The sequence below is a fragment of the Peptoniphilus sp. genome, from assembly GCF_034090345.1.
Taxonomy (GTDB): Bacteria; Bacillota; Clostridia; order Tissierellales; family Peptoniphilaceae; genus Peptoniphilus.
On the sequence record NZ_JAXDSS010000030.1, the window covers coordinates 15836 to 39907 of the forward strand.

Annotated in this window: 23 protein-coding genes; 1 reads left to right on the forward strand and 22 read right to left on the reverse strand. The window is 30.0% G+C overall.

Features of this window, described 5'->3' with window-relative positions:
• Positions 1-18: 18 nt before the first annotated feature.
• From SOR77_RS02510 to SOR77_RS02580, 15 genes are all read right to left on the reverse strand, one after another.
• Complete coding sequence (locus SOR77_RS02510) at positions 19-1446, reverse strand: leucyl aminopeptidase (protein ID WP_320635623.1); 1428 nt, start codon at positions 1444-1446, stop codon at positions 19-21.
• Between the two features lie 94 nt (positions 1447-1540).
• Positions 1541-2032, reverse strand: a complete 492-nt coding sequence (locus SOR77_RS02515) for an HAD-IIIA family hydrolase (protein ID WP_320635624.1) — start codon at positions 2030-2032, stop codon at positions 1541-1543.
• Positions 2033-2155: 123 nt separating this feature from the next.
• On the reverse strand, positions 2156-3388 hold the full coding sequence (locus tag SOR77_RS02520; RefSeq protein ID WP_320635625.1) for a DUF1015 domain-containing protein: 1233 nt from the start codon (positions 3386-3388) through the stop codon (positions 2156-2158).
• Positions 3389-3397: 9 nt separating this feature from the next.
• On the reverse strand, positions 3398-4564 hold the full coding sequence (locus tag SOR77_RS02525; protein WP_320635626.1) for a phosphoglycerate dehydrogenase: 1167 nt from the start codon (positions 4562-4564) through the stop codon (positions 3398-3400).
• Positions 4565-4576: 12 nt separating this feature from the next.
• A complete protein-coding gene (gene serC / locus SOR77_RS02530) occupies positions 4577-5662 on the reverse strand; it encodes a 3-phosphoserine/phosphohydroxythreonine transaminase (protein WP_320635627.1) in 1086 nt (361 codons plus the stop codon).
• Positions 5663-5843: 181 nt separating this feature from the next.
• The gene (locus SOR77_RS02535; RefSeq protein ID WP_320635628.1) at positions 5844-6305 is read right to left on the reverse strand and encodes a copper amine oxidase N-terminal domain-containing protein; all 462 of its coding nucleotides are present in this window, start codon (positions 6303-6305) and stop codon (positions 5844-5846) included.
• A 12-nt stretch (positions 6306-6317) separates the two neighbouring features.
• Positions 6318-7529, reverse strand: a complete 1212-nt coding sequence (locus tag SOR77_RS02540) for a glycosyltransferase (protein WP_320635629.1) — start codon at positions 7527-7529, stop codon at positions 6318-6320.
• A gap of 176 nt (positions 7530-7705) precedes the next feature.
• The gene (locus SOR77_RS02545; protein WP_320635630.1) at positions 7706-8692 is read right to left on the reverse strand and encodes an electron transfer flavoprotein subunit alpha/FixB family protein; all 987 of its coding nucleotides are present in this window, start codon (positions 8690-8692) and stop codon (positions 7706-7708) included.
• 4 nt (positions 8693-8696) lie between these two features.
• On the reverse strand, positions 8697-9485 hold the full coding sequence (locus SOR77_RS02550; RefSeq protein WP_320635631.1) for an electron transfer flavoprotein subunit beta/FixA family protein: 789 nt from the start codon (positions 9483-9485) through the stop codon (positions 8697-8699).
• A 219-nt stretch (positions 9486-9704) separates the two neighbouring features.
• On the reverse strand, positions 9705-9989 hold the full coding sequence (locus SOR77_RS02555; RefSeq protein WP_004821222.1) for an ArsR/SmtB family transcription factor: 285 nt from the start codon (positions 9987-9989) through the stop codon (positions 9705-9707).
• Positions 9990-9995: 6 nt separating this feature from the next.
• The gene (locus SOR77_RS02560) at positions 9996-10673 is read right to left on the reverse strand and encodes a GNAT family N-acetyltransferase (protein ID WP_320635632.1); all 678 of its coding nucleotides are present in this window, start codon (positions 10671-10673) and stop codon (positions 9996-9998) included.
• 237 nt (positions 10674-10910) lie between these two features.
• Positions 10911-11459 carry a hemerythrin domain-containing protein gene (locus tag SOR77_RS02565; protein ID WP_320635633.1) on the reverse strand — a complete coding sequence of 183 codons (549 nt, stop codon included), beginning with the start codon at positions 11457-11459 and terminating at the stop codon, positions 10911-10913.
• A 1-nt stretch (position 11460) separates the two neighbouring features.
• Entirely contained in the window at positions 11461-11997 is a 537-nt protein-coding gene (locus SOR77_RS02570; RefSeq protein ID WP_320635634.1) for a hypothetical protein, read from the reverse strand.
• A 32-nt stretch (positions 11998-12029) separates the two neighbouring features.
• Positions 12030-13883, reverse strand: a complete 1854-nt coding sequence (hcp, locus tag SOR77_RS02575; protein ID WP_320635635.1) for a hydroxylamine reductase — start codon at positions 13881-13883, stop codon at positions 12030-12032.
• 109 nt (positions 13884-13992) lie between these two features.
• Complete coding sequence (locus tag SOR77_RS02580) at positions 13993-14646, reverse strand: Crp/Fnr family transcriptional regulator (protein WP_320635636.1); 654 nt, start codon at positions 14644-14646, stop codon at positions 13993-13995.
• A gap of 85 nt (positions 14647-14731) precedes the next feature.
• Between SOR77_RS02580 and SOR77_RS02585 the strand changes: the two genes are divergently transcribed.
• On the forward strand, positions 14732-17152 hold the full coding sequence (locus SOR77_RS02585; RefSeq protein ID WP_320635637.1) for a transglycosylase domain-containing protein: 2421 nt from the start codon (positions 14732-14734) through the stop codon (positions 17150-17152).
• 773 nt (positions 17153-17925) lie between these two features.
• Here SOR77_RS02585 and SOR77_RS02590 read toward each other — a convergent pair.
• From SOR77_RS02590 to SOR77_RS02620, 7 genes are all read right to left on the reverse strand, one after another.
• Positions 17926-18669: a hypothetical protein gene (locus SOR77_RS02590; protein WP_320635638.1), complete on the reverse strand. Its 744-nt coding sequence runs from the start codon at positions 18667-18669 to the stop codon at positions 17926-17928.
• Between the two features lie 837 nt (positions 18670-19506).
• Positions 19507-20229 carry an ABC transporter permease gene (locus tag SOR77_RS02595; protein ID WP_320635639.1) on the reverse strand — a complete coding sequence of 241 codons (723 nt, stop codon included), beginning with the start codon at positions 20227-20229 and terminating at the stop codon, positions 19507-19509.
• Positions 20230-20961, reverse strand: a complete 732-nt coding sequence (locus tag SOR77_RS02600; RefSeq protein ID WP_320635640.1) for an ABC transporter permease — start codon at positions 20959-20961, stop codon at positions 20230-20232.
• Positions 20954-21877 carry an ABC transporter ATP-binding protein gene (locus SOR77_RS02605; protein ID WP_320635641.1) on the reverse strand — a complete coding sequence of 308 codons (924 nt, stop codon included), beginning with the start codon at positions 21875-21877 and terminating at the stop codon, positions 20954-20956. Before SOR77_RS02605 ends, SOR77_RS02600 begins: the two co-directional genes overlap by 8 nt.
• A 13-nt stretch (positions 21878-21890) precedes the next feature.
• Positions 21891-22658 (reverse strand): ABC transporter permease, encoded by a 768-nt coding sequence (locus SOR77_RS02610; RefSeq protein ID WP_320635642.1) that lies wholly within the window; start codon positions 22656-22658, stop codon positions 21891-21893.
• A gap of 121 nt (positions 22659-22779) precedes the next feature.
• Positions 22780-23688 (reverse strand): sensor histidine kinase, encoded by a 909-nt coding sequence (locus SOR77_RS02615; protein ID WP_099810468.1) that lies wholly within the window; start codon positions 23686-23688, stop codon positions 22780-22782.
• Positions 23689-23691: 3 nt separating this feature from the next.
• A partial coding sequence (locus SOR77_RS02620) for a response regulator transcription factor (RefSeq protein WP_320635643.1) occupies positions 23692-24072 on the reverse strand: 381 nt, incomplete at its 5' end.

The window sequence follows — 24072 nt, forward strand, 5'->3', positions numbered from 1 at the left end:
TCATAATAAAATATTAAATTAACAACTTCCCATAGGATTTAAAAGTTGATAAAGTGTTTTTACATGCACTCCTGTTGCTCTTTCCGGCAGATACCCATTTGCTTTTGAAAGGTATGCAGTTCCCGCTATGTCCATATGAACCCATGGAGTATTCCCATCGACAAAGCATCCTACAAACTGTCCAGCAGTTATAGACCCACTATAACGTCCTCCAGTATTCTTTAAATCTGCAACTTTTGATTCAAATAATTTTTTGTATGCTTTATCATTAGGTAGTTCCCAAATTTTTTCTCCAGCATTTTTAGCGCTTTCTTTTAACTCAGCTAAAAATTCACTGTTATTTGTAAGCACTCCTGTGTACTCTTCGCCCAAGGCAACCAAAACAGCCCCGGTAAGAGTCGCCAAATCAATTACTCTGTCTACTTTTAATTCACTTGTTGCAAAATAAACAGCATCAGCTAAAGTAAGCCTACCTTCAGCATCAGTGTTTCCTATTTCAATAGTCTTTCCAGCCATTGAAGAAATAATATCTCCAGTCTTATAAGCGTGACCTGATATCATATTCTCACAAGCTGCAACTATTCCAACAACATTTACCTTAGCTTTTGATCTTGCAATTGCCATCATAGTGCCTATTACTGTAGCTGCACCGCCCATATCTGAGTGCATACTTGCCATACTATCAGCCGGCTTTATACAATATCCACCGCTATCATAAGTTATCCCTTTTCCTACAAGCCCCGTTCTAAATTTAGTGCTTCTATCTCCATTGTATTCCATAACTATGAATCGTGGTTCATTATCAGAACCCTTTGCCACAGACATAAATGCATCCATTCCCATATTTTCAATTTCTTCTCTCTCATAAACAGTAACCTTTACTCCCAAAGGTTGTAAATTTGTTTTAACTGTTGTCGCTAAAAAATCTGGAGTCATTATATTTGCTGTTTCATTACAAAGCTCACGAGCAAAGAAAACACCATTCATTTGGTTTTCAATGTACTTTAATCCTTCTTCTAACTTTCCTTCAGGTCTTATAAAAGGTGTATAATTTACTTCTAATTCAAAATCTTCTTCCTTAGATGATTTCTTTGTAAAATTATAACTTCCTTGACAAAGACCTTCATATATAGCCATCATAGTTTTTCTATGACAAAGTCCAAAATCTTCCATTTCAAAAGAAACAATATTTTCTTTATTCTTTTTTAACTCCTTATATAAATTAAAAGAAGCTAGCTTAATACTTTCTTCGTTTAATTCACTTTTATTGCCTATACCAACTAAAAATAAACTTTCTCCTTCAACATTTGGAAAATATACAACTTCTCCTACTTCCCCTAAAAATCCATGTTCATTAGCCCACTTAACTAAACTGAGATCTTTTGCTTCATCAGAAAAAGCAAATATGACTTTTGCCCCACCTTTTTTGTCTAAATTAAATTTCATATTAATTCCTTTCTTGTATAATTATTCTTAAATTCATTATATCCCAACTCATTAAAGTTAAACAAAACATTTAAAATACTTTATAAATTAGTCTCTATAATATCATCTTTAAATCACTCAAATTAGAAATACTATCTTTCCCAATATTTATTCCGTAGAATTTTAAATCACAATTTTTAGCAAATTGCATATCGCTTTTTGAATCTCCACAGAAAAAAGACTCTTCTAAATTTATTTCAGGATATTTTTTCAGTACTTTTTTCATCATTCCCGTTTTAGGTTTGCAACAATCACAATTTTCAACCTTAGAATGTGGACAAAAAAATATGTCTAAAATTTCTATCCCGTTACTCTTTAAACATTCCAATAACTTATTTGTAAATTCATAGTACTGCTCTATACTTATTATTCCATCGCCAATTATGTATTGATTCGTTAAGATAATTATTTTATATCCCTTGCTCAATAAAAATTTCATACCTTCAATTGAACCTTCCAATATTTTAGGTTCTCTTATTAAATTCCATTTTTCATCAGGATAATCCAAATTTATGGTCCCATCTCTATCCAAAAAAGCTACTTTCATTTTCCATCTCCATAAACATTTTTATCTAATTAGGTTAAAAATATAGAATAAATAAAAAATAATTTACATTTTCATCTTAAATTATAAGAAATGACATAAGAATATTCTTATGCCACTTCCACTTTATTTTAACTCATGTATAAACAAACCTGAACGAGGTTTTGGCTCAAACCACGTTGATTTTGGAGGCATTACTTCTCCCAAGTCTGCAATGTTCATCAACTCCTTTAAAGATGTTGGATACAGCGCAAAAGCTACTTTCATATCTTCATCTACTCTTCTTTCCAACTCTTTTATACCTCTAATTCCACCTATAAAGTCAATTCTATCATCTGTCCTTGGATCTTTTATTCCCAATATGTTATCCAATACTTTATCTTGAAGAATTGATACATCCAATTTATCTATCACACTTGTGCTTTCTATATTATTTTTTAGTTTTATTTTATACCATTCGCCGTTTATATACATTCCAAATTCGCCATTTTCTTTTAGAGTAAATTCTTTATCAACATTTTCTAAATAAAAATCTTTTTTTATTGCTTCTATAAAATCATTATCTGACAGACCATTTAAATCCTTTACAACTCTATTGTAATCATAAATTTTAACCTGACTTTTTGGATATAAAATTGACATAAAAAAGTTAAATTCTTCTTCTCCAGTATAATTAGGATTTTCTAACCTTCGCATTTCTGCAACTTTTACAGCAGCGGCTGCCCTATGATGTCCATCAGCTATATACAAATTATTAACTTTTTCAAATTCAGACTCTAATGTTTTTATTATTGCTTCATTTTTTATAGTCCAAACTCTATGAGTGACATCATCACTTGTTGTAAAGTTTATTTCCGGAACGCCTGAAACTATGTCTTCTAAAATTGAATTTATTTTTATCCTATCATCATAAATTAAAAAAATAGGTCCTGTATTTGCATCTAAAACATCTATGTGTTTAATCCTGTCGTCTTCTTTTTCAGTTCTCGTATTTTCATGTTTTTTTATAGTGTCATCTAAATAGTCATCTATTGAAACACAACACACCAATCCAAGTTGTCTTCTTCCCTCGAATGTCAACTCATAAAGATATAGATTTGCCTTCTCATCTTTGATTAAAATATTTTCTTTCATTTCATCAAAGTTTTGTTTTGCTCTATTGTAAACTTCTTGAGATTTCTCATCTGTTCCATCCGGTAATGTAGCTATAGGACTATCTACTTTTAAAAAACTATATTTTTCTTTTTCTATCTCTCTTTTAGCTTCTTCTACACTATAAACGTCATATGGAAGTGCGGCAACTCTATCCGCTAATTCATTCATAGGTCGAACTGCACTAAATTTTCTAATTTGTACCATATAATTCTCCTACTTTATAAAGCGAACTCTTACAACTCCATCAATAGCTTTTAACTTTTCTCTTAAATCCTCATTTACTTCACTGTCTATATCAATCATGGTATATGCCCAATTGCCTTTATGGCGATTTAAAAGATTTGCTATATTAATTCCCTCGTTGGCCAATATCGCACTTATTTGCCCTATCATATTTGGAATATTCTTATGGTTTACAGTAATTCTGTTAACTGAATTACAAACTCCCATATCACAATCCGGAAAATTAACTGAATTTTTAATGTTTCCAAATAATAAATATTCAATCATCTCATTCACAACCATTATGGCAGAGTTTTCTTCACTTTCTGGAGTTGAAGCTCCTAAATGAGGAATATTTATTGTGTTAGGTAATTCAAGGCTTTCATTGTCCGGGAAATCGACCACATACTTAGCAACTTTTCCGCTCTCTAATGATTCTCTTAATGCTTCTATTTCTACCAAACCACCTCTGGCTATATTTATAATTCTTATCCCATCTTTTGCTATACTTAAAAGTTCTCTATTTACAAAATTTTCAGTCTCTTTTGTTTTGGGTATGTGAATGGTAACATAGTCACAATTTATAAAAATATCTCTAACTTCTGTAACATAGTTTACTTTTGAATTTAGGTGCAGTGCATTTTTTAATGAAATAAAAGGATCATGACCGTATACTTTCATACCCATATTAATTCCCGTCTCAGCTACTAGCTGTCCAGTCGCACCAAGACCTATAACTCCTAATTTTTTCCCATATAATTCAGGACCAACAAACTCTTTTTTCCCTGCCTCAACTAATTTTTGAATATCTTCTTTGCCTTTTAAAGTTTTAGTCCACTCTATTCCCTCTACTACTTTTCTTGATGCCAAAAGTAGTGCAGTAAGAGCAAGTTCTTTAACTGCGTTTGCGTTGCCTCCTGGAGCATTACAAACCACTATACCATTTTCAGAACACTTGTCTATTGGAATATTATTAACTCCCGCACCTGCTCTTCCAATGTATAAAGTATTTGGTGAAAATTTGTAGTCATGCATTTCAGCACTTCTAACCAAAATTCCAACCGGTTCACTTTCTTCCTCTATCAAAAAATTATCTGCCAATAAATTTAATGCTTTTTTAGAAATATTATTTATTATTTTTACTGTATACTTTCCCATGTACTCCCTCCGTTAGCGATTAGCAACTTCAAATTCTTTCATGAATTCAACCAATTTTTCTACACCTTCTACAGGCATAGCATTATATATACTTGCTCTCATTCCACCAACGGAACGGTGACCTTTTAAATTTTCAAAACCTTTTTCTTTAGCTTCCTTTATGAATTTTAAATCTAAGTCTTTATTGCCCGTAACAAATACTACATTCATCAAAGAGCGATCCTTAGTTTCTACAGGATTTTGGAAAATCTTGCTGTTGTCTATAAAATCATAAATCAATTTAGCTTTTTCTTTATTCCTCTTTTCCATCTCCTTTATCCCACCATTTTCTTTAACCCATTGTGCAACAAGCCCTGAAATATATATGTTATAACAAGGCGGTGTGTTATACATTGAATCCTTTTCTAAATGTGTTTGATAATTTAGCATAGTTGGCGTAATTTCTTGAGCTTTTCCAACCAAATCTTTTTTGACAATAACTAAAGTTACTCCACTTGGCCCTATATTTTTTTGTGCTCCTGCAAACACCAAGTCAAATTTATTCATATTATATTCTTCAGATAAAATATTAGATGACATATCTGCTACAATAGGCAAACTAATCTTATCTACCGTTTCAGGGCTAATTCTTGTACCATATATTGTGTTGTTAGTGCAAATATATATATATTTTGCATCACTTCTTATTTCATCTTCTAGTATTTCAGGAATATAAGTAAAATTTTTATCGCTTGATGATGCCAAAATTTTTACATCTGCATATCTTTTTGCTTCTTCATATGCTTTCTTGGCCCATGACCCAGTTATTAGATACTCTGCCTTTTCATTTTTATTTAATAAATTTAAAGGCACCATAGCAAACTGAGTATGTCCTCCACCTTGTAAAAATAAAATTTCATATTTATCATCTAAACTTAAGAGTTCTTTGAATGTGCTCTTGGCATCTTCTTGTATTTGTTCGTAGGAGGATGTTCTATGACTCATTTCCATAACTGACATTCCACTACCTTTGTAATCTAACATTTCTTTTGCAGCTTTTTCCAGAACTTCTATAGGCAACATAGAAGGCCCAGCTGAAAAATTTAATACTCTACTCATAGTTATCCTCCTTAAAATAAATATTTATTGCAATAAACTTATTCCTCGTTTAAATGCTTAGTAAAGATTCTACTACTTTATTAATTAACGTGCAACAGTATTTTTTTGCAGATAACGTTTTTATTCTAAATCTTTGCACAAAAACAGAGCATATTTAAAATACACTCTGTTTAAATAAATTTTATATATTTTTATTTTCTGTTATCTCTACTAAATCATACCCATCAAAATTTTTCCATTCAACTTTAAAATTTAAATTTTCAGATATAAATCTAACCGGAACAAAATTTATTGAATTTATATTCACAACTTTAGCTCCCATATCTATTGATTTCATATTTGAATTTTTCATCAAGTATGCTCTTGAACTATCTTCAAACATCCTAATTGATATGTCATTTTTGTTTATTACAAACCCCGCTCCTCTTTCTTCTGTAGGAGGTAAGTACTCAACTGTCGCTCCAAATTTTTCAGCAATCCTTCTCACAGGAACCATTACTCTGCCAGTTTCTTGTTGTAAAAATATACCCGATATATCTTCAAATTGCTGACCCATTATATAAACTTTCAATTCTCGTTTACTTGCAAAACACAAAGAACTCATTGTAAAAATACATATTAAAACCGTTATAATTTTTTTCATATTACTCCTAAGTTATTTTTTTGAAATTGTATATTTATTAACTATTTTCTTCACTTTTACTATAGGTCTTTTTGGTATGGAAACATACTTATAGTTTAACAGAACTCTCTTGTATAATTCTAATACTTCTTTAGCGAAATTTTCTTTTGAATACTTTTGGGAAGATATGTATGCATTTTTGCTTATTTTATTTCTAATATTTTTATCAAACAAAATTTCTGCCGCTTGCTTGAATTCTATATAGTTATTAAAATAATACCCATTTACTCCATCTTCTAAAAGCCCTTCTAAACACTCGTCAGGTTTACAAATTAAAGGTAATGAATTTGCCAAGGCTTCCACAAAAGTCAACCCCTGTGTTTCACTTTGAGATGCACATAAAAATGCGTCTGCAATTCCATAATATTTCCCTACATCATCAGGATTTACCATTCCTGTGAAGATTACTTTAGGATGAGATGTTCTGCTCACTATTTCATCAAAATAAGGACCTCCTCCTACTACTAAAAGTGTTATATTTTCATATTCACTTTGTAATTTCTTAAAATTTTCTATCACTTCATCCAAATTTTTTTCTTTAGCAACTCTTCCTAAAAATAAAAATATAAAGTCATCTTTTTGTATTTTATGTCTGTCTTTTAAAGAATCTTTCTCTATTGTACTTATTTCTTTTTCAAATTTAGATAAATCTATCCCGGTTGGAATTATATCTATGTCTAACTTTATTCCCATACCAATTAGAGATTCTTTTGCTTTTTTAGTTGGAGCAATTACTTTTTGACAAGATTTAAAGATTCGTCTTAAAAAAGTATGTAAAATTTTTTCTCCTGTTTTTTGATATTTGATTACGTATTTTATATAGTGTTCATACATTGTATGGTATGTATGAACTATTGGACATTTTGCTCCTGTGGCTATAACTCTTGCAAAATTAAATGTTGAAAATTCACTTTGTGTATGTACTATATCCGGATTCCACTCTATTGCACTTAAAATAACTGGGTCTATTACAGAAAGTGAAGCTCTTATATCCGGATATATTTTCACAGGGAAACTTGATATATAGTATACTCCGTTTTCATAATATGATTTAAATGATTTTGATAGAGTGAGTATTCTAACTTCTATTCCCAATTTTTTTAATTCATCAGATAAATTTGAAACTGAAGTAACAACTCCATTTATCTGAGGTTTATATAAATCTGTAGCTATTAAAACTTTCATTTTTTTCTCCTTCTGATTTATTTTATCAAAAGTAAATGTACTTGTTTATTAATATAAAATAAAGATTAGGTTAAGATTTAATTTCTAATCTTAATATTTTAATTATTATATCATATCGTAACTAAATGCCATAAATTCTTCTACAAACAAAATAAAGGCTCACATAAGTGAACCTTTTAAACCAATGATTTTAATTTTTCTATAAGCATTGGAACTACTTCAAATAAATCTCCAACTATTCCGTAGTGTGCTACATTAAATATTGCTGCATCCGGGTCATTGTTTATCGCAATTATTATATCTGAATCTTTCATACCTTGAACGTGTTGTACTGAACCCGATATTCCTATTGCTATATATAATTTTGGATGAACTTTCCTACCAGACATACCCACGTACCTATCAGCAGGAATCCATAATTGATCTGATATCGGTTTTGTACCTGTTGTAGCTGCTCCTAATAATTCTGCTAGCTCATTTATTAAATTCCAATTTTTTGGTTCTTTAAGTCCAAGTCCTCCGGCAACTATTATCTTAGCTTCTTCAAGAGAGAGATTATTTGAAGACCTTTTAACATTACCCAAAATTTCAGTTAGCATATTTTCCATTTCAATATCTACATTGAAGTTTATTACTTCACCAGTTCTTTCAGGATTTGCCTTTAATGCTTTAAAAACATCTTCTGCAACTGTACCCATTTGAGGGAAAGTATTTGTTCTGATATCTGAGTACAATTGTCCATCAAATGTTGGTCGTATCCATTTGATATCATTTTTTTCATCATTTAGCAAAATCTGTACACATTCTGCAATTAAACCTATTCTTCTCTTTGCTGCAATTCTTCCCCCCAAGTCTCTTAGATTTTGACTTGCCGGCATCATAACTGCAAATGGTCTAAACTCATCTAAAACTTCATTCAAAACTTTAACATAGCTAAGAGTTCTATATTCTTTTAAAAATTCATTTTCAACAACCACTACCTTATCGGCACCATGAGATATTAAATCTTTGGAATATTCTTCTACTTCATGCCCAATAATTAGTGAGTATACTTCTTGTTGTAACTCATCAGCTATTTCTCTTGCCTTTGCTAAAATTTGGTAAGATGTCTTTGTAATTCCATCATTTATTTCAACAACTGTCAATATATTTTTGTGTTCCATAATACTACCTACCTATAATTCCATCTGCTTTTAAAACTTCAACCAACTTATTTACTTGCTCTTCAATACTTCCTTCAAGTAATAATCCTGTTGCCCTATTCTGATATGCAAATACTTCTTTTACAACAGTAGGTGAGCCTGAAACTCCTAATTGTTCTTTATTCATTCCAACATCTTCGTCAGAAATTATATTTATAAGTGAATCGCTTATACTTTCTATTTTTTCTTTGCTAACTTTTTTCACTTCATTAGCTTCTCTAATTACTGTAAATAAAACCGGCGTGCTAACTCTTTGTTTTTCAACACTTGATGATAGTTCTCTAAGAACTTCAAACTTTCCATCTTTATAACTTGCATCTTTCAAATAAGTTGCTTGATTTATCCCTAAAAATTCAGCTACTTCAGGACCGACTTGCCCTGTATCTCCATCTATTGTTTGAGTTCCTGCAAGAATTACATCAAATTCTCCTATATATTTTATAGCAGAAGAAAGCGCATAAGAAGTTGCAAGTGTATCTGACCCTCTAAAAGCTCCACCTGAAAGCACATACCCTCTATCCGCACCCATAGCTATCGCTTCTTTTACCATATCTGCTGACCTTTCAGGACCCATTGTAAGAATTGTGATCCTTCCTCCTGTCTTCCTTTTTAATTGAATTGCCAAAGTCAGGGCATTTAAATCAGCAGGGTTTATTATCATTCTCATTCCATCTCTTAAAAGATTATGAGTTATCGGATCTAACTGTACTCTTGTAAACTTAGGCACGTGTTTCATCAACACAAGATATTCCATTTCTTCTCCCTTCAAAATTAAACGGGCTAATTTGCCCGTATATTTTAAATCTACTATTTTACAAAAAATTAAATTCTAATTGGTAAAATTTTAACATATTAAATAATAATTTTCCTACATATCCATAATATAAAAATTGAAAATATAATTTCAATTTAAACTTAATATGTAAACTCTTAATTTTAAGAGTTTACATATACAATAATATTCAAAAATAGCTTAAATCTTTTCAAAAATCGCCACTATTAAATCTTGAACTAACTTACTCTCAACCCCATAATATATTTCAGTTCCTTCTCTTCTACTTGTCAATACTCTTGCTCTTTTCAATTTGCCTAAGTGTGATGAAACTGTAGGTTGTGGTATTTCTAATATTGATTGTAATTGCGAAACATTTTTAGTCCCATTTTCTATCAAATACTTTACCACACATAATCTAATTGGATGTGCTAAAACTTTTAGCATTTCTGAGCGTTCTTCAAGTTGCCTATTATCGTAATCCATTTTTAATTACTCCTCCTGTACTTTTAACTTTCTAAAAATAATATATCCTTCTTTATAATCAACACCAAAGAATTTATTTTTAATTAAATTTTTAATCGTTTCAAAATCCTTTGGTTTTATAAACTTTTCCTCTTCTATAAATTGAAGTGGTTTATTTAAATTTTTATAAAAAATAAATCTAGTCCAGCCTTCCGGTCGATCTTCATCTGCATGTACATCAGCTAATTCTATCAATTGAAATCCACTTGTCAACACATTCCTAAAAGAAGGTTCGTTATCAGGCGAAACAGTTGACATAAATATGTCATACCCTTTTCCTTCTAAATAATTAATCATAAGTTCCCTGCTCTTATTTTGAACTCCTCTTCCTCTTGCATCCTCATGAACCATAACTGCTTCCATTATAACTATTGGTTGATCCGGTATATCTAAACTTTTCACATACTTAGCTAAGCTATCCTCTTTATTTGTAAATCTCATATACCTATAAGCAACTAATTCATCTTCTTTATATACCCCAATTAAAGATGTATTTCCGGAAGTCATCTCTTCCGTTGTATCTCTTATAAAAGTATCTTTGTTTTCAATCCTTGAATATATATCTTCAACTAATTCCATAACTTCTTTTGAATTACTCTTATCAATAACTTTGTATACTAAATCTCCATCTCTGTATAATTCCATAGATAGTTCACCTCCAGGTAACTTATACCCTTATTCATATAAATGATTATCATATAAAATACATATTTTATTGTTATTTAATTTTCTATCTATATAGTGTTGTATTAATACCCATTATATACTAAAAAATACTTTTTAAATATATTTTTTAAAAAAATATTTTTTAATTTGTAGTTTTTTAATAAAAAATAGTACAAATTAGAATTTTCCATTTGCACTACTTTTATTTTTCAAACATTACTGTTCTTTAAATATTATTTTTTTCAATTCGTATTTTCTATCCATCAATTCTTTTTCTTTCTCTTTTAACTCTAAAGATTCACTTTCTATCCTTTCTTTTATTTCTTCAGACAAATTATTTTCCCCAAATGGGTACACCACAGTATTTTCTTTTTTTATATGTTCCCTTAAGAGATTTACATAGCTCATTGCATTAACTACTATCTGTAGAAGACTTAGCTTATCAAAATTACTCAAATAAGCATTTAAGTTTTCTTCGATTCCAAGGCAATAGCTTCTTCCGAGTTGATGTTCAACTAACATACCGCTTCTAACTAATTTGCCCGCTGCAACCCCTAAATTTTCTTCCATATATTTAAAAAGTATATCTTCTTCCTTCTTATGATGAACTCCATCAGCATATTCTCTTATAAATTGTATTGACGCTCTAAAAAAATCTTCATTTATTATCTTGTCTTCAATTATCTTAAGACACTCTTTTTCTAATCTGTTGGTAAATAATAGTATTTCGTCATGTTCTTCTACCAAATAATCTATAGCCTTCATTTTAACTCCTTATAAAATATATATTTCCATCTTTTTCATATGAATATTTATTGTCTAATAACCCTTTTACAAACTCATCTCGTAGATTCCAGTATACATCAACACCAACATAATTATTCCATACATTTTCGTGAACGTCATTTACTATCATAAATTCTATATCATCTGATTCCGACAAAACTCTTATTGAGCCATCACAAGGCATACCATCTAAGAATTTTGATGTTATTAGTTTGTAGGCATCTATTTTTGAACCCGTGAAATTTTCAGCCTTTCCCTTTTCAAAGAATTTGATTTTTAAATCATCTATGCTATTTGTTTGCAAATATATTTCAACTGCCTTAGCAAGTCTTTTTTCAACTAAATTAACTCTTTCCAAAAGCCAGCCATGTATATTTGAATTGTCTATTATCTCAGACAATTCACCTTTTTCCAAAGTTCCTATTTTATTTAATTCAGCTTCAACTTCATCTATGTTCTTTAAATCTTTCACAACTTCTTCTGCCAAACTCTCTGTGAAATTTATCTTTTCCCACATCAAGTGATGAATAAACCCTAGAAATGTACTCATTATTTCACAGCTTCCAATTTCTTTACTATTTCATTTACATCATATCCATGAACCATAGCCGCTTCGCTCAAAGTTTCCATTTGTGAAGCCGGACAAGATATACAACCCATTCCCATTTCCATTAAAACTGAAATATATTTTGGATTTTCTCTTATTAAATCTCCAATAGTTGCGTTTGGATTTATTCCATTAGCTTTTTCTACAACTTTTTCTGAATCGTCTCCAAAGAATAGATTAATGTCTTCCTCAACAGTTTGATTACCTGCTATTCCAAAATTTTCAACCAAAACATCAACTACGTTTGGAGATAAAAATGCCGGCAAGGTTGGTCCTAAGTGAATATTTTTGACTCCCAATGAAAGAAGTGCAAGTAAAACTATAACCGCTTTTTGCTCGTACCATGCTATGTTGTATATTATAGGCAAGTCATTTATATCATCTAATTCAAAAACTTCTTTTAATTTCAACGCTATTAACGCAAGTGAATATGAGTCGTTACACTGTCCTGCATCAAGTACTCTTGGAATTCCGGCTATATCTCCTAAATTTAATTTGTTGTATCTATACTTTGCACAACCAGCTGTCAAAATCACTGAATCATTTGGCAAAGATTTCGCAAATTCTGTATAGTAATCACGACCTTTGTGACGTCCATCACATCCGCCCATTACTACAAATTTCTTTATTGCACCACTTTTCACTGCTTCTACTATTTTATCTGCCAATTCAAATACTTGATTATGTGCAAATCCACCAACAATTTCACCTGTTTCAATTTCAATTGGAGCTTTACATCTCTTTGCGTGTTCAATTATTTCAGAAAAATCTTTTTCTTCTCCTATTTTCCCTTCAATATGTTTACATCCTGGATATCCAGCTGCTCCGGTAGTATATATTCTATCTTTATAGCTTTCTTTAGGTGGAACTATACAATTTGTCGTAAACAAAACAGGTCCATTAAAAGTTTCAAACTCTTCTCTTTGTTTCCACCATGCGTTTCCATAGTTTCCTACAAAGTGTGAATACTTTTTAAATGCCGGATAATAATTTGCAGGTAACATTTCAGAGTGAGTATACACATCTACTCCAGTTCCCTCAGTTTGTTTCAAAAGCATTTCCATATCTCTTAAATCGTGTCCTGAGATTAATATAGCTGGATTATTTCTAACTCCAATATTAACTTTTGTAATTTCAGGATTTCCATAAGCTGAAGTATTCGCTTCATCAAGAAGTGCCATACCTTTTACTCCGTACTCGCCCGTTTTTAAAACTAAATTCACTAATTCATCTAATGATAAATCTTTTTGAGTTTCCACCAAAGCTCTTTGAATAAATTCGTCTACTTCATCGCTATCTTTTAAAAGGGCATTGGCGTGTTTTGAATATGCTGAAAGACCTTTTAGACCATATACCGTTAGCTCTCTTAAACTTCTTATATCTTCATTTTCAGTTGCTAAAACTCCAACTTCTGTGGCCTTTTGATATATCTTTTCTAAATCTTTTTCATTGTATAGAGCTGCTTCAAATAAATTTTCTTTATTTTTTATATTGTTAAGTAATCTTTCTTTTAATTCAATTGTATCTATTATTATCTTATCAAATGCTTTTTCATCAAAATTAGCATTTGTAATAGTTGTGAATAAATTGTATGAGATTACATGATTTAATTCCTTTTCTACATTTTGACCTTGCTCACGCATTTCAACCATCACTTGTGCAAGTCCCTTTGTAATCCAAATTAACATATCTTGTAAATTCGCAACGGTTGCAGTCTTCCCACAAACTCCCACTTTAGTACAACCTTTATTTTGGTTTGTTTCTTGACATTGGTAACAAAACATTTTATTTTCCATCTTAATCCTCCAAATAAATCTTTAATATATCTTCTTTAAAAGTTTTTTATATCTTATCGTGATTAAATGATATATTTTATTTCCAATGTCATCTGTAACATATGTTACGTCAAATTAAATTTTCTAATTTTTCTCTGTTAAAAATAATTTTATTCTTATCTATTTCTATTAAATTTTCCTTTTTCATATTCATAAGCTCTCTAGAAACCGATGGCCTTGGTACCCCCAAATAATTTCCCATTTCTTGTCTAGTTAGTGTCAATACCAGTTCATCTTCTTCCGAATGATTTAATATGTACTTAATTAATTTTTCTCTAAGAGTTGCTGCTCCCATCATTAAAAGTTTTTGATTCAAAAAGAAAGACTTTCCCGCTAAAATTTTAAGCATATTATTTATTATTTTTAAATTCAAATCATCGTTTCTGCTTAATAAAAGAGCCTTTTTAGGTATACACAATATTTTACTATCTTCATTTGAATAACTTGAATAATCATAGCTTTCCGATTCTAAATACATATATACTTCTCCGAATACAGTCCCTGTAGAGTTAAATACATTAACTATATTCTTCTTTCCATTTGAATCTATATTTTCAACTACTACACTCCCCTTTTCTATTATGAAAGTATATTCCGGTCTATCTCCTTGATTAAAAATATATTCTCCACTTTTAAAATTCTTTACAAAAGAATCCGAATCCTTTAAAAATCTTTCTATTTCTTTTTCACTCATATTAAAAAATAAATTGCTTTTATTTGCCATAAATTTATCTCCAAGTTTATAATTTTTCTACATTATACCCTAATCCCTCAAAATCTGTTATAATAAAAAAATCAAGGAGGCAAAGATGAAAAATAGAAAAAAGGGCATAGGTATATCTGGCCTTATTAAAATATTTTTGATACTTTTGTTGATAGGACTGATTACTTTAGCTACACTAACGGGAGGTTATGTGCTTTCAGTATTAAAAGCTGCCCCTCAAATTGACCCAAGTAATTACAGATCGCTAATCAATGAAACTTCTCAAGTTTATTCAGACGATGGACAACTTATTGAAACTTTAGTTAGCAGTGAATTTTCAGAATATGTAACGCTTGATAAAATTCCTGAATATTTACAAAAAGCTGTCATATCAGTTGAAGACGAAAGATTCTATGAACACAATGGTGTTGACTTCAAGAGAGTTGTCGGAGCTTTAGTGCACGATTTAAAAACTAGATCTTTTGACCAAGGCGCATCAACTCTTACAATGCAACTTGCCAAAAATTTATATACATCTTCATCTAAAGATGTAAACAGAAAGCTTACGGATATATTTTACGCTTTTAACATAGAAACTCATCTTTCAAAAGATCAAATACTTGAAGCTTATTTAAATTCAGCAGGATTTTCTAAAGGTACGGTTGGAGTACAAGCTGCTTCTAAGACATTTTTTAATAAAGATGTTTCTGAATTGACATTAGCAGAAGCTTCTCTACTTGCCGGTGTTACAAACAGACCTACTAAGTACTCTCCATATAACAATGCAACTTTGACAGCAGAAGATAATATGGAAACCGTACAATTTGTACTACTCCCTACAGCTAAAGACAAAGAAAATTCTAGTGAAACTGTTCAAATTGCTCAAACACTTTTTGACTTGGGAAGAATAGATAAATTTGATTTAAACCAAGTTAAAAATAATGTATACACTCCTATCAAGGCTGAATTCAATCCCATATCTAAAAAAAGACAAGAGTTAATTTTAGACTTGATGTTAAAACAAGGCTATATTAACCAAGATGAACATGACAGTGCTAAAGCTCAAGAAATTGAAATAAAAATTGGAAATAGAAGCCAAAAAGGTTTGAGTTCTTTCTTCGTTGATGAAGTTAAAAGAGAAGTTGTAAATATATTGGAATCACTTGGCTACTCCAGTGAAGATGCTCACGCAAAATTATATAATGGTGGATTTAATATTGTTTCTTCTATGAATTTAGAATTACAAAAACACTTAGAAGAAGTTACTTCCAATGCTAAATATTATCCTGGAAATCGAACAGATGACAACGGAATACCTCAACCGCAAGTTTCAGCTGTACTTATGGACCAACACAATGGTCAAGTAAAAGCTCTAATCGGCGGACGTGGAATTTCAGGAGGACAAACTTTAAATCGTGCTGATGTTCCTCGTCAACCCGGCTCATCTATAAAACCTATTTCAGTATATATGACAGCGCTTGAAAATGGTTCAACTGCTGCAGATGTATATTTAGATGCTAAGATACCTCCAAAAGTTTTGGGGACAAGCAATTGGAGCCCTTCAAACGTAGGCGGATACGTAGGCTGGACTACAATAAGAAATTTAATTAGAAGGTCTTCAAACGTCGGTGCAATATTAGTTGCAAGAGATATAGGCTCTGATTTAAATGCTCATACTAAGACAACTTACTCAAGAGCAGTAGACACAGATAAAGCATACAATATGATGATTGATAATCTAAAATCTATTGGTGTAAGCTCTGTTATAAGTACTAAAGACAATCCTAAGTACAATGATGCAAATGCTGCTGCACTTGCTCTTGGAGGTATGACCCATGGTATATCTCCTCTTGAAATGGCTGGAGCATATACTCCTCTTGCCAACGAAGGTATTTATCAAAAGCCTACATTTGTAAATCAGATTACAAATTCACAAGGTGACGTAATCTACAAAAAAGACCCTGTGGGAACTCAAGTTATAAAACCGGGGACATCTTTTATAATGACAAATATACTACACGATGTAGTCACTCAAGGAACCGGTACAAATGCTAATTTCTCAGGAATGTATTTGGCCGGCAAGACAGGTACTACAAACGAGAAAAAAGATGCTTGGTTTGTTGGCTACTCTCCGTATTATGTTTGCTCTGTATGGATTGGTAATGATAGACACGAAAGGCTCCCATTCATGTCTTATGCTGCCGCTACACTTTGGAAAGGCATAATGAAACCTATTCATGAGGATTTGGAAAACAAAGTCCCTGAACAACCAAATGATGTCGAAAAGAAATATGTAAGAGCTATTGGCAGAAGCGAATATTTCTTAAAGGGAACTCAAGCTCACTACACCAATAAACTTGGTTGGTATGATAGCAGCGAAAATAAAAAGGAAAAGAAATCTGACGACGATAAAGATAAAAATAAGAAGAATGACAACAATAATAAGTCAAAGAGTAAGGGTAAGTCAAAAGATAGAAGTAAAGACAATGAAAAATCAAAATCTCGTTCATCTAAAAATAATGACTAATATAGTTTAAAAAGGACTGTTGCAAAAGTCCCAAAATTAAAAAATGCTCTATAATATCTGTTGGAGAATAAAACTCCAACAGATATTTTTATGTAAAAAAATTTCACCCATACTCAATTAGTCTCAAACTTTAAATAAGAAATAGAAAATTGGAGGTAGATATAAGTACAAAGTAGTATTATAATAAATTTATTTGGGTTTAAAGATATAGTTTTTACTGATTTTGATGAGGATAATGATTTTGTTTATATTTATATCTATGTTTCTAGAGTGTATTTTGTTAGTATTGAAGTCCTAAAATAATTTGGATTCATTATAATAGAATCCCAAACATCAGATATACTAATATTATTCATCATAAGAAATCTTTGATTTTTTGAAGATGTTAGGCAATGCTAGGTTTTAAGACCCCAAATAGATCCCTGAAGACTATTTCAAACGGCTGCATAAGACTACAAACAATACCTATCTCCTTCAAGGTACACTTCACTTTTCCCTTTTACAGAAATAGGCATTGTTTGTAGATGGCTATTAAACCCTTTGAAAAGGTTATTAGATGGTTTATGTTTTACAACCCTAGAATTTTATCATTTATTAATATGATAAATTACTTCCTTTTTTAGCTGTTTCACAGTATTACTGTTATGAACCGTGGGTTATCATCTCCTATTCAGGTTATTTTTCAAATATAACTATAATATAGAGGTATTCTTGACTATTTTTTGCTTTTTAGTGACTAAGTTGATTATACAATCTTCCAACTTTTAAAATTTTTATTTTTTACTATTTTTGCTTAGCTTATTATAAGCCCATTCAAAATAAGAAATAACATCACTATATAAAAACATTCCTTCATAAAAAGCTAAATAATATTCTTCTATTGTACCCGGCCTATAAATACCATAAAAATCTTCAAACTTATCAGATGTTAAATTCCCTTCAATAATAATTTTAAAAAATTTTTTTGTATCTTTATTGCTTTTTTCTAACTTCATCAAAATTTGCTTCGCCTTATTAAAATTCCTTTGTTTATAATAAAGAATAGAAGCTGGTAATAATATTTGAGTATCATCATATTTCATATTTTCTTTATAAAGATTTTCACCTTTTTCAATATCTTCAAAATAAGCATATAATGCCATCAGACGATATCTTATGCCCAAATTATCATTTTTACATAAATTTAACATACTCTCAGCAACTTTTATTGAATTCTTAAACATGGATAATTCAATTAACATTTCTAAATAAAAAGCCATTCCCCTCATATATGGCCTAGTTTCTAATATTAACCAAAAATCGCCAATATTTTCTTCGGTATAAATTCCTTCATCTTCAAGATATTTTTTGCCACTTTCTAAAATTTTTTCAACTTTTTTTAAAAGATCAATATTTGAATTAGCTTTTATTTGCGCCTTCAAAATTAAAGCATCCACATTATTAGGTTCTAGCTTTAAGGCCTTATTTACATATTTTAAAGCTTCCGTTTCACTATTAGCATTTTGAGCCATTTCCATAAGATCGTAAACATTATCTTCGTCAAAAATATTTTTATTTTTATAATAATTTTCTATAAACTCTTTTCCAAATCTATCATTATTATAAATATCTATTTAATTCAAAAAATTTTCTAATTTTTCATCAAACTTATTATCCATTTATTTCCCCTCTCTCTGCTCTTTATCATAAATTATGTGTATATTTTACAACGCCAATATTAAGTAACTTAATAACATTATCAACAAGAAAATTTATAAAATTTTAATTTTTAATAAGCTAATTATTTCTCTATAATTTTCAGATTCTTAATTTATAAAATCTGTATTCTTGTATCAAGTATCAGGGAAAGTTTTTATGTGCGGTTATAATACAACTACACATAAAAACTCTAAACTAGCTACTTAATTAAGATACTCCTAACCCTATTCTTTTTATTTTTGTTTTGTTTAACTGTAATATATAGCATTTCATTTTCATTTTATAGCATATAATCTTATATTACAATTATCAAGTTTTATATTTTGCGACAAACAAATTTTTTGATAAATTTTATAAAGAATATATATCAGATAAAATTTCATCCTAATATCTATTCTTTTTGTCTAATTGATTTTTATTATAGTGAAGGAAAAAATCAGATATCCTTTCAAAGTATATTGTTGATGTAATAAAAAATAAGATCGGACGTGTCCTCACATCATGCAAGAGAATATAGATATGCCTATGGATCAGTAGAGTCAAAAATAGGAGAAAATTTCTTTTTAGTCTCACCATATTGTAATACAGACTGTATGAATATCTTTTTAAAAGTCCTTAAGATTAAATTTCCATAGCTCATTTTTATTATTCTTTTGCTAATATTTAATTTTTTTTAATATCTTATACGCTACTAAACAACATATAATATTTATGATTATACTAATCATAAACTCAATTATTGATGCCTCATATATTCCTGAAAAAACAAAAACTGATGATATCGGATATATGGCTCTTATAACTTCTTTAGAAGCGAAGAAAATTCCTATAAAAGAGTATATTTCAGAGATAATCATAGCTATCCAATAACTCCTTCTAACAAGTCCAGTAAGTGCAATGATTGGAGATACTGTCATAAAAACACCTATAGCGGTTAATGCATATACAACAAAATAATTAACTGCTTCACTTATATTTACAGCATCTAAATGAAGTATCGCTTCTATAATTAAAGATACCATAAACAATATTAGATAAACAAAAATACTACCCAACAGAGTAATTACCATTTTTGCAGTAATCATATTACTCTCATCTATCGGTATTAACTTTAATGATTTGAGTACATCTTCCTGTTCCTCACGACAAATAATATATCCTCCAAACAAGACTATCAAACTTGGCAACACAAAATATGTTGTTAAAGACTGCACTTGTAAAATATACCATCCAAATGTGTCTATATACTTTTTGCCACCAAATGAAAATTGTCCTTGAAGAAATACAACTCCTAAAGTCATCACGACTGCAAATATAAGCAAAAATATCAATTTTGATCTGTGAAGTTTTTTATATTCAGCTAATAAAAGGGTCTTCATTTACCATCCTCTCCTTTTCAATAATAATTTTGTAAATATTGTAAATACAACTATCCATCCTCCTATACAAAGAAGAGAATAAACTATATTTATATCTTGATTTAATACTATTCCCGGAACATCTCTTAAAACAATTGCAGTAGAACTCGATAATGGATGCACATACATATTAACCATTAAAATTACAAATCCCGAAAACGCATAAACAATTGTCAAGCAAACAGGTAGAATATATTTTTTTGTCAAAAATGCGACAGATAAAATAGGAAGCATAGAAACTGCTAAAAGTCCACTAATCTCAAAACACTTTCTAATAAAAAAAGCAATCAAAGAATAATCTATCTCTATTTTATGAATAAATTTTCCAAAAAGAAGCGTAAATAAAATTGACAAACTCATAAATGCTAAACTATAAATAAGCACAATTACAAATTTGCTGACTAAAAGATTCATCTTTTGAATTGGAATAATCCATAACGATTTAAAAATATCATTCTCATGCTCTACGGACATGATCATTGTAGAAAATATTCCTAATGTAATTGGCAAAATCAGCCATAAATTATAACTAAATATTGCCCATTTAAAATATTTCATCGGATTCTCTGAAAGATCTATATTCCCAAAGTAGATAGTGGCAAGCAATGGCATTAAGAGTGTTGCCAGAAACATCATCCAAACAATCTTTTTCCTTTTTAATTTAAGAAACTCTACTTTAACTAAATTAAGCAATTCCCTCTCCTCCGGATATTTTCTTGAAGTAATCTTCTAAAGAATCATTGCATGTTTGTGATGAAATCACCGATATACCACTCATAACCAAAGACTTATTAACTTTAGCTATATCTGTTCCATGACTATATATCCTTATATGATTATTATCTTCAACTGAATAATTTGTTATTCCAAATTCCTTTTCCAAAATAATAGTAGCTTTTGATACGTCTGATACTTCCAACATAATATACTTTCTATTTTTCTTATTTAATTCTTCCATACTGTTTTCTTCTAACAAAACTCCTTTATCTATAATTCCCACTGTATCAGCAAGGAGTGTTATTTCAGATAGAATATGACTGGAAATTAAAATTGTTTTTCCTTTTTTTACACTTAAATCTTTTATAAAATCTCTAACTTCCGCTATACCTATTGGATCTAATCCATTTGTCGGTTCATCTAAGATTAAAACCTCAGGATCATGTAAAATTGCATTAGCTATTCCCAGTCTTTGTTTCATTCCTAAAGAATAATTTCCAAAGAGTTTTTTATCTTTATATGGCAGACCAACCACTTCTAAAGCATTTTTAACCGCATTAGGAAAAGCCGTTCCTCTTAACATTGCAAATATTTCCAAATTTTCTGTCCCTGTAAGATTAGGATAAAATCCGGGTGTTTCAATAATTGCACCAATTCTTGGATAAATTTTTTTCTCGTTACCTTTTATTTTTTTGTTAAAAACACTTACTTGCCCATTTGTAATATCCGTAAGGCCCAATATCATCTTCATAATGGTTGTTTTGCCAGCTCCATTTCTTCCTAATAACCCATAGATAGAACCTTTTTCAATATGTAAATTTACGGAATTTACAACCTTTTGTTCTCCATACACTTTTGTTAAATTCTTTGTTTCAATAATATAATTTTTCATTTTATTTTTCTCCTTAATAGTTTTGTCTTTTCATTGATTTTATAGCGAGTATAAAAAATACTATTCCGATTGATAAAATAGATACTAAACAACTAAACGGGGATGCATTTAGTGAATATCCACCAATACTATTTTCTACCATTTCTTTAGCAGCCGGTGACACATTTTGATAAACCCCTAATAAACTTGCAAGCGGATGTATATGTAATAATATTGATGCTCCAAATATCCCAATTCCTAAATAAAGTAAGCACATAGAAATAGGTAAAACATAACTCTTAGAAAAAGTAGCAATGTAAATCACAGGAAGCATTGCAATAGGAATTAACAAAGCTGCTAACATATATAAGATAGCTGCTTCTTTCAATGTAACTAAATTAAAATCTATGAATCCTGAACTTAATATTGCACCCAAGATAGATGATATATATGTTAATACCATTAAAAAAAGTGTCATTAATTCTATCAAAATAAATTTCACAAAAAATACTTCAAATCTACTAACCGAAGTTATTAGTACATTCTTTAAAGTATCATTCTTTTTTTCATCGAAAAATAACATAGTGGAAATTATTCCAATTACGATTGGCAAAAATACAAAGGTTAAATTCTTAAATGCCAAACAATATAAGTCCCCAAAGCTATCCATGATGGGACTTTCTCTTGAAATCGCAAATGCCCTTTCAATTGCAAACAAATTTAAGATAGCAGTTAATATAATAATGCCTATCAAAATTTTGTTTCTCTTCCATTTTTTTATTTCAGCTTTTATTAAAAACATTTTGCACCTCCTTAACAATAAATACTATAAATGATTAACCTTGCCATAATCTTGCGACACCCTTGTTTTTATCTTGTTTCAATAAAAAAAGCCCCAAAAAGAGGCTTTCTAAATCAGCTACTTACATTGCAAACTCCACAGTAAAGACAGTTTTTATGTTAGGTATACTACTTACCCTTATTTTGGCATTATTCACTCTTAACAATTCTTTAGCAATTGATAAGCCAAGTCCCGATCCTTTTGTTAATCTTGAACTATCTGCCTGATACATTCTATCAAATATATATGGTAAGTCCTTTTCACTTATACCATTTCCATTATCTAAAATCATCAAAGTAGCTTTTGTATCCGATTCTTCTAATTTCAAGTGTACTCTATCACAATTACTGTGAATAATAATATTGTTTATAATATTGTTTAAGCTCCTAAAATAGGCATTTTCATCTATCTTTATATAGAATTCCTGTTCCGGAATTTCAATTTCATAACTTATATGTTTTTCTTCAAAAATAGGAATCCAGTCGCTTATCACATTTCTTGTTAATTCATTAAGGTCTTTATCTACAAAAGAAAACTTCCATTCTCCTGAATCCAACTTTACCCAATCAAAGAGTTTTTCTACAAAATCCTTCAAGTAATGTGCCTTACTTAAAGAAATTTTTATATAATCATCCTTCTCATCTCCCGTAACAATTCCCTCTTGCACTGCTTCTAAATATCCAACCAAAGAAGCTAATGGTGTTTTCACATCATGAGACAAACTTGTCATAAGCGATTTATACGCCTGTTCTGACTGCTTTTGTTCTATTAGCTTGTTCTGACTTTGTAGAGTTATCTCATTTATATCATGACAGATCTTTTCTGTAGTTTCATTTTTCTTAATTAAAATTCTGCGATTGTAATCACCATTTTTTATATCAACGAGTACTTCCTGAATCCTGTTTATTTCTTTTTTTATGTTCGTAATTTTTTTTAACAAACAAAAAATTACAAATATCAATAATAAGATTATGATGATTTTTACATCCATATATCATACCCCCTTACTAAAACGATAACCCACGCCCCTAACTGTCAAAATATAAGTTGGTTCTTCAGGGTTAGGCTCTATTTTTTTTCGAAGCTTACTGATAAAGGACATGATATTACTATCATCAAAAAGATAATCTTCTTCCCAAACATTCGTATATATTTGTTTTTTTGTAAAAATCCTCCCTTTATTAGACGCAAGAAAATACAATAAATCAAATTCTTTATTTGTTAATTCTATGTTATTATCACTTATTTTTACAGTTCTATTTTCCTTATCTATTTGCATACCATCTATTGTGAGTATATCAGACTGGTCTGTGCTTTTCTGATTGAAATCTATATATCTACGAACCATAGCTTCAACTCTTGCCTTAAGTTCATT

Coding starts and splice junctions, on each gene's coding strand:
- SOR77_RS02525 (WP_320635626.1), bottom strand. CDS start 4,564: ATGGGAAAGTATACAGTAAAAATAATAAATAATATTTCTAAAAAAGCA.
- SOR77_RS02515 (WP_320635624.1), bottom strand. CDS start 2,032: ATGAAAGTAGCTTTTTTGGATAGAGATGGGACCATAAATTTGGATTAT.
- SOR77_RS02550 (WP_320635631.1), bottom strand. CDS start 9,485: ATGGAATATCTTGTGTTGATGAAACACGTGCCTAAGTTTACAAGAGTA.
- SOR77_RS02590 (WP_320635638.1), bottom strand. CDS start 18,669: ATGGAAATGGCTCAAAATGCTAATAGTGAAACGGAAGCTTTAAAATAT.
- SOR77_RS02580 (WP_320635636.1), bottom strand. CDS start 14,646: ATGGCAAATAAAAGCAATTTATTTTTTAATATGAGTGAAAAAGAAATA.
- SOR77_RS02605 (WP_320635641.1), bottom strand. CDS start 21,877: ATGAAAAATTATATTATTGAAACAAAGAATTTAACAAAAGTGTATGGA.
- serC (WP_320635627.1), bottom strand. CDS start 5,662: ATGAGTAGAGTATTAAATTTTTCAGCTGGGCCTTCTATGTTGCCTATA.
- SOR77_RS02510 (WP_320635623.1), bottom strand. CDS start 1,446: ATGAAATTTAATTTAGACAAAAAAGGTGGGGCAAAAGTCATATTTGCT.
- SOR77_RS02565 (WP_320635633.1), bottom strand. CDS start 11,459: ATGAAGGCTATAGATTATTTGGTAGAAGAACATGACGAAATACTATTA.
- hcp (WP_320635635.1), bottom strand. CDS start 13,883: ATGGAAAATAAAATGTTTTGTTACCAATGTCAAGAAACAAACCAAAAT.
- SOR77_RS02545 (WP_320635630.1), bottom strand. CDS start 8,692: ATGGAACACAAAAATATATTGACAGTTGTTGAAATAAATGATGGAATT.
- SOR77_RS02585 (WP_320635637.1), top strand. CDS start 14,732: ATGAAAAATAGAAAAAAGGGCATAGGTATATCTGGCCTTATTAAAATA.
- SOR77_RS02610 (WP_320635642.1), bottom strand. CDS start 22,658: ATGTTTTTAATAAAAGCTGAAATAAAAAAATGGAAGAGAAACAAAATT.
- SOR77_RS02535 (WP_320635628.1), bottom strand. CDS start 6,305: ATGAAAAAAATTATAACGGTTTTAATATGTATTTTTACAATGAGTTCT.
- SOR77_RS02555 (WP_004821222.1), bottom strand. CDS start 9,989: ATGGATTACGATAATAGGCAACTTGAAGAACGCTCAGAAATGCTAAAA.
- SOR77_RS02540 (WP_320635629.1), bottom strand. CDS start 7,529: ATGAAAGTTTTAATAGCTACAGATTTATATAAACCTCAGATAAATGGA.
- SOR77_RS02615 (WP_099810468.1), bottom strand. CDS start 23,688: ATGGATGTAAAAATCATCATAATCTTATTATTGATATTTGTAATTTTT.
- SOR77_RS02560 (WP_320635632.1), bottom strand. CDS start 10,673: ATGGAATTATACAGAGATGGAGATTTAGTATACAAAGTTATTGATAAG.
- SOR77_RS02520 (WP_320635625.1), bottom strand. CDS start 3,388: ATGGTACAAATTAGAAAATTTAGTGCAGTTCGACCTATGAATGAATTA.
- SOR77_RS02595 (WP_320635639.1), bottom strand. CDS start 20,229: ATGAAGACCCTTTTATTAGCTGAATATAAAAAACTTCACAGATCAAAA.
- SOR77_RS02570 (WP_320635634.1), bottom strand. CDS start 11,997: ATGTGGGAAAAGATAAATTTCACAGAGAGTTTGGCAGAAGAAGTTGTG.